This window comes from Enterobacter sp. R4-368, from assembly GCF_000410515.1.
In the GTDB taxonomy this organism is placed as follows: domain Bacteria; phylum Pseudomonadota; class Gammaproteobacteria; order Enterobacterales; family Enterobacteriaceae; genus Kosakonia.
Genome location: NC_021500.1, coordinates 2,449,715 through 2,462,679, shown reverse-complemented (window position 1 = coordinate 2,462,679; position 12,965 = coordinate 2,449,715). Strand labels below are relative to the sequence as shown.

Annotated in this window: 13 protein-coding genes and 1 tRNA gene; 11 read left to right on the top strand and 3 right to left on the bottom strand. The window is 51.2% G+C overall.

All coding sequences use genetic code 11. From position 1 onward, the window contains the following. Positions 1-63: 63 nt before the first annotated feature. Positions 64-1,035, bottom strand: a complete 972-nt coding sequence (gene ispB / locus H650_RS11530) for an octaprenyl diphosphate synthase (protein WP_020455433.1) — start codon at positions 1,033-1,035, stop codon at positions 64-66. 259 nt (positions 1,036-1,294) lie between these two features. Between ispB and rplU the strand changes: the two genes are divergently transcribed. From rplU to cgtA, 4 genes are all read left to right on the top strand, one after another. Then, on the top strand, positions 1,295-1,606 hold the full coding sequence (rplU, locus tag H650_RS11525) for a 50S ribosomal protein L21 (RefSeq protein WP_003025032.1): 312 nt from the start codon (positions 1,295-1,297) through the stop codon (positions 1,604-1,606). A gap of 20 nt (positions 1,607-1,626) precedes the next feature. Next, on the top strand, positions 1,627-1,884 hold the full coding sequence (rpmA, locus tag H650_RS11520) for a 50S ribosomal protein L27 (protein ID WP_017457338.1): 258 nt from the start codon (positions 1,627-1,629) through the stop codon (positions 1,882-1,884). Between the two features lie 94 nt (positions 1,885-1,978). After that, positions 1,979-2,944 (top strand): DMT family transporter, encoded by a 966-nt coding sequence (locus H650_RS11515; protein ID WP_020455432.1) that lies wholly within the window; start codon positions 1,979-1,981, stop codon positions 2,942-2,944. A gap of 15 nt (positions 2,945-2,959) precedes the next feature. Then, positions 2,960-4,135, top strand: coding sequence for an Obg family GTPase CgtA (cgtA, locus tag H650_RS11510; RefSeq protein WP_017457340.1), 1,176 nt, complete (start codon positions 2,960-2,962; stop codon positions 4,133-4,135). 78 nt (positions 4,136-4,213) lie between these two features. Here the strand turns inward: cgtA and dacB are convergent, their stop codons facing one another. Continuing rightward, on the bottom strand, positions 4,214-5,647 hold the full coding sequence (gene dacB, locus H650_RS11505; RefSeq protein WP_020455431.1) for a serine-type D-Ala-D-Ala carboxypeptidase: 1,434 nt from the start codon (positions 5,645-5,647) through the stop codon (positions 4,214-4,216). Between the two features lie 247 nt (positions 5,648-5,894). Here dacB and greA point away from each other — a divergent pair, with 247 nt between their 5' ends. Then, positions 5,895-6,371 (top strand): transcription elongation factor GreA, encoded by a 477-nt coding sequence (gene greA / locus H650_RS11500; protein ID WP_017457342.1) that lies wholly within the window; start codon positions 5,895-5,897, stop codon positions 6,369-6,371. Positions 6,372-6,523: 152 nt separating this feature from the next. Here the strand turns inward: greA and yhbY are convergent, their stop codons facing one another. Beyond that, complete coding sequence (gene yhbY, locus H650_RS11495) at positions 6,524-6,817, bottom strand: ribosome assembly RNA-binding protein YhbY (protein ID WP_007369919.1); 294 nt, start codon at positions 6,815-6,817, stop codon at positions 6,524-6,526. Between the two features lie 118 nt (positions 6,818-6,935). On the opposite strand from yhbY, the gene rlmE reads away from it, so the two are divergent. The 6 genes from rlmE (at position 6,936) to H650_RS11465 (ending at position 12,532) form a co-directional block, all read left to right on the top strand. Continuing rightward, on the top strand, positions 6,936-7,562 hold the full coding sequence (gene rlmE / locus H650_RS11490; protein ID WP_020455430.1) for a 23S rRNA (uridine(2552)-2'-O)-methyltransferase RlmE: 627 nt from the start codon (positions 6,936-6,938) through the stop codon (positions 7,560-7,562). Positions 7,563-7,664: 102 nt separating this feature from the next. Beyond that, complete coding sequence (ftsH, locus tag H650_RS11485) at positions 7,665-9,596, top strand: ATP-dependent zinc metalloprotease FtsH (protein ID WP_017457344.1); 1,932 nt, start codon at positions 7,665-7,667, stop codon at positions 9,594-9,596. Positions 9,597-9,694: 98 nt separating this feature from the next. Continuing rightward, complete coding sequence (gene folP / locus H650_RS11480; RefSeq protein ID WP_071925233.1) at positions 9,695-10,543, top strand: dihydropteroate synthase; 849 nt, start codon at positions 9,695-9,697, stop codon at positions 10,541-10,543. After that, positions 10,536-11,876 carry a phosphoglucosamine mutase gene (gene glmM / locus H650_RS11475; RefSeq protein WP_017457346.1) on the top strand — a complete coding sequence of 447 codons (1,341 nt, stop codon included), beginning with the start codon at positions 10,536-10,538 and terminating at the stop codon, positions 11,874-11,876. Before folP ends, glmM begins: the two co-directional genes overlap by 8 nt. A 224-nt stretch (positions 11,877-12,100) precedes the next feature. Next, entirely contained in the window at positions 12,101-12,433 is a 333-nt protein-coding gene (secG, locus tag H650_RS11470) for a preprotein translocase subunit SecG (RefSeq protein ID WP_020455428.1), read from the top strand. Positions 12,434-12,445: 12 nt separating this feature from the next. Next, positions 12,446-12,532 (top strand) — tRNA-Leu (locus H650_RS11465). Positions 12,533-12,965 lie beyond the last annotated feature (433 nt).

Below are 12,965 nucleotides of genomic sequence, written 5' to 3'. Positions count from 1 at the left end.
TTAAGGGGATTTAAAGAAACTTATTGGAACTTTCCCGCGGCAATGCGCGGGAAGCTGGAAAGATTAACGATCGCGCTGAACGGCGATGTGGGCAAGACCGACCAACGCGTCGCGCCACGGTGAATCCGGTAGAACTTGTAGAGCGGCAATGGCCTTATCCGCTTCTTCTTCCGCACGGCGACGCGTCCATTCCAGTGAACCGCAGGCAGCCATTGCTTCCAGAACAGGCTCCAGAAGGTGTCGGCCGTTTCCTTGCTCGATAGCTTCGCGGATCATCTGTGCTTGTTCTGGTGTGCCGTTATGCATGGCATGTAACAACGGTAACGTCGGTTTGCCTTCATTCAGGTCATCGCCGGTGTTTTTGCCGAGCGTTTCACCGTCCGCGCTGTAATCAAGCAAATCGTCGATAAGCTGAAAAGCGGTTCCCAGATAGCGACCGTAATCCTGCAACCCTTTTTCCTGCGCTTCGGTGCAACCAGCCAGCAAGCCGGAACACTGAGCCGCCGCTTCAAACAGACGTGCGGTCTTGCTATAAATGACGCGCATGTAGTTTTCTTCAGTGATATTTGGGTCGTTGACGTTCATCAACTGCAGGACTTCGCCTTCAGCAATCACGTTTACGGCTTCTGACATCACTTCCAGCACTTTCAGCGAGCCGAGGCTGGTCATCATCTGGAAAGCGCGGGTGTAGATAAAATCACCGACCAGTACGCTCGCTGCGTTGCCAAAGGCCGCGTTAGCGGTGGCTTTGCCGCGACGCATGTCGGACTCATCCACAACATCGTCATGGAGAAGTGTCGCGGTGTGAATAAATTCGATTAATGCGGCAATAGTGACGTGCAAATTGCCCTCATAGCCAACGGCTCGCGCCGCCAACACGGCAATCATCGGACGGATGCGTTTGCCGCCGCCGCTTACGATGTAATAACCCAACTGGTTGATTAACTGAACATCCGAGTTGAGTTGTTGCAGAATCGTCGCGTTTACACCCGCCATGTCGTGCGCGGTTAACTCATTGATTTTTTCTAAATTCATCGCAAAAGCCGAGCTTTCAGTCCTGTTTACCACATAGCAAAATGGGATAACAAAGGGTTACGGGTTAGAATAGTATTGTTGATTGTACTGAAAAAATGCGCCAGATAAACGTTACCTTACGCGTTGTGTTTTTTTTCTGCATGGAGTGACGATCACTCTTGTCAAAGGCTGGCAATTTGCGTAATATTCGCGCCCTATTGTGAATATTTATAGCGCACTCTGAATTGATCAGAATATGTGCGCGGAAGCGGAGTTTTATATGTACGCGGTTTTCCAAAGTGGTGGTAAACAACACCGAGTAAGCGAAGGTCAGACCGTTCGCCTGGAAAAGCTGGACATCGCAACTGGCGAATCTGTTGAATTCGCAGAAGTTCTGATGATCGCAAACGGTGAAGAAGTCAAAATCGGCGTTCCTTTCGTTGATGGCGGCGTAATCAAAGCTGAAGTTGTTGCTCACGGTCGTGGCGAGAAAGTTAAAATCGTTAAGTTTCGTCGTCGTAAACACTACCGTAAGCAGCAGGGCCACCGTCAGTGGTTTACTGATGTGAAAATTACTGGCATCAGCGCCTAAGACCTGAGGAGTAGATTTAAATGGCACATAAAAAGGCTGGCGGCTCAACTCGTAACGGTCGCGATTCAGAAGCTAAACGTCTGGGCGTAAAACGTTTCGGCGGTGAAGCAGTTCTGGCAGGTAGCATCATCGTTCGTCAACGTGGCACCAAATTCCACGCTGGTTCTAACGTAGGTTGCGGCCGTGACCACACTCTGTTCGCTTTGACTGACGGTAAAGTTAAGTTCGAAGTTAAAGGCCCGAAAAACCGTAAATTCATCAGCATCGTTGCTGAATAAGTTTTTCGCGTCCCGGTAACGGAAGAAAGCCCCGCAACACGTTGCGGGGCTTTTTACATTAGAAGTCCGGTAAATTCTGGCAGGTAATACGGGCATGAAACAGCAGGCAGGCATCGGTATTGCGCTGGCGCTCACAACCGCGATGTGCTGGGGCGCGTTACCCATCGCCATGAAGCAGGTGCTGGAAGTGATGGAACCGCCAACGGTGGTTTTTTATCGCTTTTTGATGGCGGGAATCGGCCTTGGTTTGATTCTCGGCTGGAAAAAAAAACTGCCCCCGCTGCATCTTTTTCGCAAGCCGCGCTGGTTAGTTTTGTTGGCCATTGCCACTGGTGGGCTGTTCGGGAATTTCATCCTCTTCAGCTCTTCCCTGCAATACGTTAGCCCGACGGCTTCGCAGGTGATTGGTCAACTTTCGCCTGTGGGCATGATGATTGCCAGCGTTGTTATTCTCAAAGAGAAAATGCGCGGCACCCAGGTTATCGGCGCGTTGATGCTTATCTGTGGTCTGGTGATGTTTTTTAATACCAGCCTGGTGGAGATTTTTACCCGCCTGACAGATTACACCTGGGGCGTGATTTTTGGTGTCGGAGCAGCCACGGTTTGGGTGAGTTACGGCGTCGCGCAAAAAGTGTTATTACGGCGCCTGGCCTCCCAGCAGATCCTCTTTTTGCTGTACACTTTGTGTACAATTGCATTATTGCCGCTGGCAAAACCCACCGTGCTGCTTCAGTTAAGTAACTGGCAGCTGGCTTGCCTGGTGTTTTGTGGCCTTAATACACTGGTGGGTTACGGCGCGCTAGCGGAAGCGATGGCTCGCTGGCAGGCGGCGCAGGTGAGCGCATTAATCACGCTGACGCCGCTCTTTACGCTGTTTTTTTCAGATTTATTATCAATGGCCTGGCCCGATGTTTTCGCCAGACCGATGTTAAACCTTATCGGTTATCTCGGTGCGTTTGTCGTGGTTGCGGGCGCGATGTTTTCCGCTATTGGCCATCGTCTTTTGGGACGCTGGCGTAATCGCGAAGTGGTCGCCACTGTGCCCCGCTCAGGCGAATGAGTTACGGAGAGTAAAATGAAGTTTGTTGATGAAGCTACGATCCTTGTCGTGGCAGGTGATGGCGGTAACGGTTGTGTGAGCTTCCGCCGCGAAAAATATATCCCGAAAGGCGGCCCTGATGGCGGCGACGGTGGTGATGGCGGTGATGTCTGGCTGGAAGCGGACGAAAACCTTAATACCCTCATTGACTACCGTTTTGAAAAATCTTTCCGCGCCGAACGCGGGCAGAATGGCCAGAGCCGCGACTGTACAGGGAAACGCGGAAAAGATATTACGGTGAAAGTACCGGTCGGTACGCGTGTTATCGATCAGGGCACCGGCGAAACGATGGGCGATATGACTAAACATGGTCAGCGCCTGATGGTCGCGAAAGGTGGCTGGCATGGTCTGGGTAACACGCGGTTTAAATCCTCGGTTAACCGTACGCCTCGTCAGAAAACCATGGGTACGCCGGGCGATAAGCGCGACCTGCAGCTGGAACTGATGTTGTTGGCCGATGTGGGTATGCTTGGTATGCCAAACGCAGGCAAATCAACCTTTATTCGCGCGGTATCGGCTGCAAAACCAAAAGTGGCGGATTATCCGTTTACCACACTGGTGCCGAGCCTTGGGGTTGTCCGTATGGATAACGAAAAGAGCTTTGTGGTTGCCGATATTCCGGGATTGATCGAAGGGGCTGCTGATGGCGCAGGCCTTGGGATCCGTTTCCTGAAACATCTGGAGCGCTGCCGCGTCTTGCTGCATCTGATCGATATTGATCCGATCGATGGTTCCGATCCGGCTGAAAATGCCCGTGTCATCATCGGCGAACTGGAAAAATACAGCGAGAAGCTTGCTGCCAAACCGCGTTGGTTGGTATTCAACAAAATCGATCTGATGGATAAAGCGGAAGCAGAAGCTAAAGCAAAAGCCATCGCTGAGGCACTGGGTTGGGAAGATAAATTCTACCTTATCTCAGCGGCCAGCCAGCAGGGCGTTAAAGATCTGTGCTGGGACGTGATGACCTTTATCATCGAAAACCCGATCACCCAGGCGCAGGAAGAGCAGCAGCCTGAGAAAGTCGAGTTTATGTGGGACGATTATCATCGCCAGCAGCTTGAAGAAGCTGAAGTGGTAGAAGATGACGAAGAGTGGGATGACGACTGGGACGAAGACGACGAAGAAGGCGTCGAGTTCATCTACAAGCGTTAATCGCTGCGATTTCCCCGGCTGCACGGGGAATATTGCCAACAAAAATGCAGGGTTAGCACACGCTACCCGGCATTTTTGTTAGTTGTTCTGGTAGATATCTTTGTACAGCCGGCTTTCAAAACGCACCAGTGGAATGCGGCGATTACGTTGATCCGCCGGTTCGACAGCATAGCCAGAGAGATACTGCACGAAAGCCATCCGCTGACCGCTCGCAGTAGTGATAAACCCGGCCAGGTTATACACGCCCTGCAAAGAGCCTGTTTTGGCCGAAACTTTGCCGTCCACACCCGCTTCATGCAGGCCAGCGCGATACTGCAGGGAGCCATCATAGCCTGCCAGCGGCAGCATTGAGATAAAATTGAGTTCGGTGTCATGCTGCGCAATGTATTGCAGAACTTGCATCATCGTGGCGGGTGCCAGCAGGTTATGTCGCGACAGGCCGGAACCATCAGCGATGATCGTATTACCGAGATCGACACCAGCCTGCTGGCGCAGGATCTGTCGTACTGCATCCGATCCTGCTCGCCACGTCCCCGGTACACCAAAGCGCGCGTGACCAATCATACGAAACACCGTGTCAGCGATCATATTGTCTGATTTTTTCAGCATCTGCTTTAGCAGATCGTGAAGCGGTACCGACTGCTTGCTGGCAATGACAGTGCCGGCCTGGTTCTCCTGCGTTTGGCGCAACAATGTACCGGTATAATTGATACCGGCATCGTTCAATTCCGCTTTCAGAATCGCACCGGCGTAGCTTGCTCCGTCCTGAATGGCGAAAGCCAGAGGGAGTGGGTCGGCGCGTTGCGGTAGGCATCCCGTTAGCGTAAAGCGATTTAAATCGCCCGGGACGACATCCAGTTCGCAATACTGTGCCTCTGCGGAACCGCGCGCGAGCGTGCGGACCTGGCTGAACATATTCACTGGATAATAATTAGCGATGCGGATATAGGCCAAATCGCCCGGTTTTTGCGCGCTGTAGAGCGAAATAGAGAAGCAGTTGCGATCGACAATTGCCGCAGCAGGTGGTGCGCTAAAGCACTGCGTCATGTCGTTCCACGGCCAGCCTGGCGCTTTATCATGACTGGCAAAAATAGAGGTATCGACCAGCACGTTACCTTCGATTTTCTGCACACCCGACTTTTTCAGCGCCGCGACCATATTGCGAATATCCTGACGTTTTAGCGTCGGATCGCCGCCAAATCGTGCAATTAAGTCACCTTTTAATGTACCGTTCTCAACAGAACCTTTGCTTTCCAGCGTGGTTGTAAAGCGAAAGTCCGGCCCAAGCTGCAACAGTGCCGCCAGCGCGGTGATAACCTTCTGCGTGCTGGCTGGCAGCGCCATTTGTTTACCGTGGTAATCAATTTCTGGTGCCTGAGCGCCGACTTTTTGCACCATCAGCGCCAGGTTCGCACCATCCGGCAGTTGGTTTATGTATTCGTCTACATTCGCGGCCTGAACGTTCAGGGCTATACTTGTGGTCAATCCGATGATAAAGCTGGAAAATCGCATAATCTCGCGCTAGGAAGCAGTAAACAAGCCGTCATACTACGGCGCAACGACCCGGAAAGTAAACGATGACCCATAGTGAACTTCCGGGTAAAATACGTATCAAATTGAAAAATTGCGCTGACCTGGGGCTTTGTCCCCGGGTCAGTTTTCTTTTGCTCCTGCCCGACGGTATATGCCGGTGTACGGGGGAGGTAGATCAGATGGGGTGGGTTACCGCTCCCTACAGGAATGTTTAAGAGGTATAACAATGCAAGCTATTCCGATGACCTTACGTGGTGCCGAAAAATTGCGCGAAGAGCTGGAATTTCTGAAATCCGTTCGTCGCCCTGAAATCATCGCCGCCATCGCGGAAGCCCGCGAACATGGCGATCTGAAAGAGAATGCGGAATATCACGCAGCGCGCGAGCAGCAAGGCTTCTGCGAAGGGCGAATTAAAGATATTGAAGCAAAACTGTCTAATGCACAGGTGATCGACATTTCTAAAATGCCGAAAAGCGGTCGTGTCATTTTTGGTTCTACTGTTACGGTATTGAACCTCGATAATGACGAAGAGCAGACTTATCGCATTGTTGGCGATGATGAAGCCGACTTTAAACAGAACCTGATTTCAGTCAACTCGCCTATTGCCCGCGGCCTGGTAGGTAAAGAGCAGGACGATGTGGTGGTGATTCGCACGCCGGGCGGCGAAGTGGAATACGAAATCATCAAAGTGGAATATCTTTGATCGCTGCCTTCGCGTCGATTGTTGACGGATTGTAAAGAAAAGAAAAAGGCCGCGCTGCGGCCTTTTATGAATTCCGGGAGCGTGGCATTTTGCACGTCTGCTGGCGGAAACCCCTCGTTTTACACAGATTTTGTGTTCAATTCAGGATATCCTTAGCGTGGCAGCGAAATTTTACGCTCCGCGGTTGGGCGATAAAGCACCAGCGTTTTACCGATGACCTGTACGTTGCAGGCGCCGGTTTCGCGAACGATAGCTTCCACGATCAAGGTCTTAGTTTCTCTGTCTTCAGAGGCAATTTTCACCTTGATAAGTTCATGGTGCTCTAGCGCTTGTTCAATCTCGGCCAGTACCCCTTCGGTCAAACCATTATTGCCAAGCATAACTACCGGCTTGAGCGGATGTGCCAGACCTTTCAGGTGCTGTTTTTGTTTAGTACTCAGATTCATCGTATATTTTGCTTACGTTGGGATTGAAAACGGGTCATTCTACCGCCATCTCCACTGTATCGCCAAATTGCGCGTCGAAATTTCTCGATGTCGACGATGAACCCGGATGGAAAGTTAAATGACAGGTAAAAAGCGTTCTGCCAGTTCGAGCCGCTGGCTTCAGGAACACTTTAGCGATAAATATGTTCAACAGGCGCAGAAAAAAGGGTTGCGTTCCCGTGCCTGGTTTAAACTTGATGAAATACAGCAAAGTGACAAACTTTTTAAGCCGGGTATGACGGTCGTCGACTTGGGCGCAGCCCCTGGTGGATGGTCGCAATATGCGGTCACGCAGATTGGTGGTAATGGTCGTATCATCGCTTGTGATCTTTTACCGATGGATCCAATCGTTGGTGTGGACTTCCTTCAGGGCGATTTTCGTGATGAATTAGTTCTGAAAGCGTTACTGGATCGCGTTGGCGACAGTAAAGTTCAGGTTGTCATGTCAGATATGGCACCGAATATGAGCGGTACGCCTGCTGTTGATATACCCCGTTCCATGTATCTGGTGGAGCTGGCGCTGGAGATGTGCCGTGATGTGTTGGCGCCTGGCGGAAGTTTTTTAGTGAAAGTGTTCCAGGGCGAAGGTTTCGATGAGTATCTCACCGAAATTCGCTCCCTGTTTACGAAGGTTAAAGTGCGTAAACCGGACTCTTCACGTGCGCGTTCACGTGAAGTGTATATTGTAGCGACCGGGCGAAAATGATACCCCGTCGATTTCGGCCTCTGGTTTGAAAGAGATGGGTTATGTTGTATCCTGACGCTGTTTTTAACACAGTTGTAATATGAGGTTAATCCCTTGAGTGACATGGCGAAAAACCTAATACTCTGGCTGGTCATTGCCGTCGTGCTGATGTCAGTATTCCAGAGCTTTGGGCCCAGCGAGTCGAATAGCCGTAAGGTGGACTATTCTACCTTCCTGCAAGAGGTCAACCAGGACCAGGTTCGCGAAGCGCGTATCAACGGACGTGAGATCAACGTTACCAAGAAAGATAGTAACCGTTACACGACTTACATCCCTGTCCAGGATCCGAAACTGCTCGACAACCTGGTGACGAAAAACGTCAAAGTTGTCGGTGAACCGCCGGAAGAGCAGAGCGTGCTGACGACCATCTTTATCTCATGGTTCCCGATGCTGCTGCTGATTGGGGTCTGGATTTTCTTTATGCGTCAGATGCAGGGCGGCGGTGGCAAAGGTGCCATGTCGTTCGGCAAGAGCAAGGCGCGTATGCTTACGGAAGATCAGATCAAAACGACTTTCGCTGACGTTGCCGGTTGCGACGAAGCAAAAGAAGAAGTTGGCGAACTGGTTGAATATCTGCGTGAGCCGAGCCGTTTCCAGAAACTGGGAGGTAAAATCCCGAAAGGCGTCCTGATGGTCGGTCCTCCGGGTACGGGTAAAACGCTGCTGGCGAAAGCGATCGCCGGTGAAGCGAAAGTACCGTTCTTCACCATTTCCGGTTCTGACTTTGTAGAAATGTTCGTTGGTGTCGGTGCATCTCGTGTGCGCGACATGTTCGAGCAAGCGAAGAAAGCAGCACCATGCATTATCTTCATCGATGAAATCGACGCCGTAGGCCGTCAGCGTGGTGCGGGGCTTGGCGGTGGTCACGATGAACGTGAACAGACGCTGAACCAGATGCTGGTTGAGATGGATGGTTTCGAAGGTAACGAAGGTATTATCGTTATTGCCGCGACGAACCGTCCGGACGTACTCGACCCTGCTTTGTTGCGTCCGGGGCGTTTTGACCGCCAGGTTGTTGTCGGTCTGCCGGATGTTCGCGGCCGTGAGCAGATCCTGAAAGTCCATATGCGCCGTGTGCCGCTGTCGCCGGATATCGATGCGGCAATCATCGCACGTGGGACGCCAGGCTTCTCCGGTGCCGATTTGGCGAACCTGGTCAACGAAGCCGCGCTGTTTGCCGCTCGTGGCAACAAACGCGTTGTGTCGATGGTCGAGTTTGAAAAAGCGAAAGACAAAATCATGATGGGTGCGGAACGCCGCTCCATGGTGATGACCGAAGCGCAGAAAGAGTCCACGGCATACCACGAAGCAGGCCATGCGATTATTGGTCGTCTGGTGCCGGAACACGATCCGGTGCATAAAGTGACGATCATTCCGCGCGGCCGTGCGCTGGGTGTGACATTCTTCCTGCCGGAAGGTGATGCGATTAGCGCCAGCCGTCAGAAACTGGAAAGCCAGATTTCAACGCTGTACGGTGGCCGTCTGGCAGAAGAGATCATCTATGGCGTTGAACATGTTTCTACCGGTGCGTCGAACGATATTAAAGTCGCGACCAACCTGGCACGTAACATGGTCACCCAGTGGGGCTTCTCCGACAAACTCGGTCCGCTGCTTTACGCGGAAGAAGAAGGCGAAGTATTCCTGGGGCGTAGCGTTGCAAAAGCGAAACATATGTCCGATGAAACCGCACGAATCATCGACCAGGAAGTGAAATCGCTTATTGAACGTAACTACAATCGCGCACGTCAGTTACTCAATGAAAATATGGATATTCTGCATGCGATGAAAGATGCTCTGATGAAATATGAGACCATTGATGCGCCGCAGATTGATGACCTGATGTCACGTCGTGATGTTCGTCCGCCAGCAGGTTGGGAAGAACCTGGCACGAACAACTCTGACAATAATGGTACGCCGCGAGCGCCGCGTCCGGTCGATGAACCGCGTACGCCAAACCCGGGCAATACCATGTCAGAACAGCTGGGCGACAAATAAGTATTTGCGCTGATGATCTGCTTTTAATGAAAACCCCGGGGCTTGCTCCGGGGTTTTTCTTTTAATTTCTAACTGCCACAACCTCAGGATTTTTAGTCATGAAACTCCATGCTCAGGGCTCAACACTGGATTTGTCACATCCCCATGTAATGGGCATTCTCAATGTAACGCCGGATTCTTTTTCTGATGGCGGTGCACATAACACATTGATTGAGGCGGTAAAGCACGCGAACCTGATGATCAATGCGGGAGCGACAATTGTGGATATCGGTGGGGAATCGACGCGTCCTGGGGCGGCCGATGTTAGCGTAGAAGAGGAACTTGAACGCGTAATCCCGGTTGTTGAAGCTATCGCACAGCGTTTTGAGGTATGGATTTCTGTCGATACATCTAAACCTGAGGTGATTCGTGAATCGGCGCGAGTAGGTGCACATATCATTAACGATATCCGCTCATTAACAGAACCTGGCGCACTGGAAGCAGCCGTGCAAACCGGGTTACCGGTTTGCCTGATGCATATGCAAGGCCAGCCAAAAACCATGCAGGAAGCGCCGAAATATGATGATGTGTTTGCCGACGTGAATCGCTTTTTTAGCGAACATATAGCACGATGCGAGCAGGCCGGGATCGCAAAAGAGAAATTGTTGCTCGACCCGGGATTCGGTTTCGGTAAAAATCTCTCCCACAATTATACATTGCTTGCCCGCCTGGCTGAGTTTCATCATTTTGGCTTACCTCTGCTGGTTGGAATGTCGCGTAAGTCGATGGTAGGCCAGCTACTCAATGTCGGTCCCTCCGAGCGGTTAAGCGGTAGTCTGGCTTGCGCAGTGATCGCGGCAATGCAAGGCGCGCACATTATTCGTGTTCACGATGTAAAAGAAACAGTAGAAGCTATGCGGGTGGTAGAAGCCACGCTGGCAGCGAAGGAAAACAAACGCTATGAGTAATCGTAAATATTTTGGCACCGATGGTATTCGCGGCCGCGTTGGCGACGCACCGATCACCCCTGATTTTGTGCTTAAGCTGGGTTGGGCTGCCGGGAAAGTACTGGCGCGTCATGGATCGCGTAAGATCATCATTGGTAAAGATACCCGTATTTCGGGTTATATGCTGGAATCAGCGCTGGAGGCCGGGCTTGCGGCGGCTGGTCTTTCTGCCTCCTTTACCGGGCCAATGCCAACGCCGGCGGTAGCTTACCTCACGCGCACATTTCGCGCAGAAGCGGGAATTGTAATTTCGGCTTCGCATAACCCTTTCTATGACAATGGCATCAAATTTTTCTCTATTGACGGTACAAAACTGCCGGATGCGGTAGAAGAGGCGATTGAAGCCGAGATGGAAAAGGAGCTGACCTGTGTCGACTCCGCTGAGCTGGGTAAAGCTAGCCGCATTGTTGATGCCGCAGGACGATATATTGAGTTTTGCAAAGCAACCTTCCCCAATGAATTAAGTCTTAACGGCTTAAAAATCGTTGTTGATTGCGCTAATGGCGCAACTTATCACATTGCACCGAGCGTCTTTCGCGAATTAGGCGCGAAAGTCATAGCCATTGGGTGTGAACCAGATGGTGTGAACATCAACGAAAAATGTGGTGCGACGGACGTGGCAGCACTGCAGCAGCGCGTTCTGGTTGAGAAAGCCGATTTGGGCATTGCCTTTGATGGCGACGGTGATCGCGTCATTATGGTCGATCATGAGGGTAACAAGGTCGATGGCGATCAAATCATGTATATCATTGCCCGCGAGGGGCTGCGCCAGGGGCAGCTGCGCGGTGGCGCAGTTGGCACACTCATGAGCAATATGGGGCTTGAACTGGCGCTTAAGCAATTGGGCATTCCCTTTGCGCGCGCGAAAGTTGGCGACCGTTATGTGCTGGAAAAAATGCAGGAGAAAGGCTGGCGTATCGGTGCTGAAAACTCCGGCCATGTAATATTGCTGGATAAAACGACGACCGGAGACGGTATCGTGGCCGGTTTGCAGGTGGTTGCCGCAATGGTGCGTAACCACATGTCTCTGCATGATTTGTGCAGCGGTATGAAAATGTTCCCGCAGGTGCTGGTGAATGTACGTTTTACCGCAGGCATTGGCGATCCGCTGGAAGACGAGACGGTTAAGACGGTGACGGCAGAAGTGGAAGCGACGCTGGCTGGCCGCGGTCGTGTGTTGTTGCGTAAATCCGGTACTGAGCCGTTAATTCGCGTCATGGTAGAAGGTGAAGACGAGGCGCAAGTGACCTCGCTGGCGAATCGCATCGCCGACGCGGTTAAGGCTGTAAAATAGCGCGATAAGTGCTTAAAAAGGCGGCTGTTGCCGCCTTTTTAATAGCCCGGGATCGCAATTTTGCTGTTTTTTTCCGCACTTGATAAAATGCACTTAAATTGCCCTTGCGAAGGTCATTCGCTTTGGTTAGTATTCACACCCGCTTCAGTGGGAAAGCAATAAACATCCCACTTTTATTGGTTTGAAGCATTGGCTGCGGCAACCCCGCAAGGAACAGGTTGATTATGTACGAAGCTCTTTTAGTTGTTTTCCTTATTGTAGCGCTGGCTCTTGTTGGCCTGATTATGCTGCAGCAAGGTAAAGGCGCTGACATGGGAGCCTCCTTTGGCGCTGGCGCGTCCGGTACGCTGTTCGGTTCAAGTGGTTCTGGTAACTTCATGACCCGTACGACTGCTGTGCTGGCAACACTGTTCTTTATTATTAGCCTTGTGCTGGGCAACATTAACAGCAATAAAACCAATAAAGGAAGCGAATGGGATAATCTGAGTGCACCGGCTAAGAGTGAACAAACTCAGCCTGCAGCTCCGGCGCAGCCGACAAGCGATATCCCGCACTAAGAAGTAAGTCGTGCCGAGGTGGTGGAATTGGTAGACACGCTACCTTGAGGTGGTAGTGCCCGATTGGGCTTACGGGTTCAAGTCCCGTCCTCGGTACCAATATTCCGGAAAAAAGACATCGTAAGATGTCTTTTTTTTTGCCTGTTATTGACTACACTGCCAAACCTTCTTCCTTCTTCCTTCTTCCTTCTTCCTTCTTCCTTCTTCCTTCTTCAAACCCTCAAACCTTCAAACCTTCAAACCTTCAAACCTTCAAACCTTCAAACCTTCAAACCTTCAAACCTTCAAACCTTCAAACCTTCAAATCGCCAAATCGCCAACTTCTATCCTTAAGCTTCTAACCCTTTCTGGGTATATCTGGTGGCAATTTTCTTCCACGCTTATTAATTCAATGATTAATGCAGGAAACTCGTGCTGTGCAAGGCGCTAGCCTCCATGTTTTAACAAAGGCTGGTTAAAGGACAAGTCAGGAGGCACATTAAAAATATATTAATCTTATAAATCATCGACATATGTCACCTCAAAAATAGCA

What these genes read in the sequence shown, in the direction of transcription:
- H650_RS11515 (WP_020455432.1), top strand. Translation starts at nt 1,979, where the DNA reads ATGAAACAGCAGGCAGGCATCGGTATTGCGCTGGCGCTCACAACCGCG.
- cgtA (WP_017457340.1), top strand. Translation starts at nt 2,960, where the DNA reads ATGAAGTTTGTTGATGAAGCTACGATCCTTGTCGTGGCAGGTGATGGC.
- rpmA (WP_017457338.1), top strand. Translation starts at nt 1,627, where the DNA reads ATGGCACATAAAAAGGCTGGCGGCTCAACTCGTAACGGTCGCGATTCA.
- secG (WP_020455428.1), top strand. Translation starts at nt 12,101, where the DNA reads ATGTACGAAGCTCTTTTAGTTGTTTTCCTTATTGTAGCGCTGGCTCTT.
- greA (WP_017457342.1), top strand. Translation starts at nt 5,895, where the DNA reads ATGCAAGCTATTCCGATGACCTTACGTGGTGCCGAAAAATTGCGCGAA.
- ispB (WP_020455433.1), bottom strand. Translation starts at nt 1,035, where the DNA reads ATGAATTTAGAAAAAATCAATGAGTTAACCGCGCACGACATGGCGGGT.
- ftsH (WP_017457344.1), top strand. Translation starts at nt 7,665, where the DNA reads ATGGCGAAAAACCTAATACTCTGGCTGGTCATTGCCGTCGTGCTGATG.
- yhbY (WP_007369919.1), bottom strand. Translation starts at nt 6,817, where the DNA reads ATGAATCTGAGTACTAAACAAAAACAGCACCTGAAAGGTCTGGCACAT.
- rplU (WP_003025032.1), top strand. Translation starts at nt 1,295, where the DNA reads ATGTACGCGGTTTTCCAAAGTGGTGGTAAACAACACCGAGTAAGCGAA.
- dacB (WP_020455431.1), bottom strand. Translation starts at nt 5,647, where the DNA reads ATGCGATTTTCCAGCTTTATCATCGGATTGACCACAAGTATAGCCCTG.
- glmM (WP_017457346.1), top strand. Translation starts at nt 10,536, where the DNA reads ATGAGTAATCGTAAATATTTTGGCACCGATGGTATTCGCGGCCGCGTT.
- folP (WP_071925233.1), top strand. Translation starts at nt 9,695, where the DNA reads ATGAAACTCCATGCTCAGGGCTCAACACTGGATTTGTCACATCCCCAT.
- rlmE (WP_020455430.1), top strand. Translation starts at nt 6,936, where the DNA reads ATGACAGGTAAAAAGCGTTCTGCCAGTTCGAGCCGCTGGCTTCAGGAA.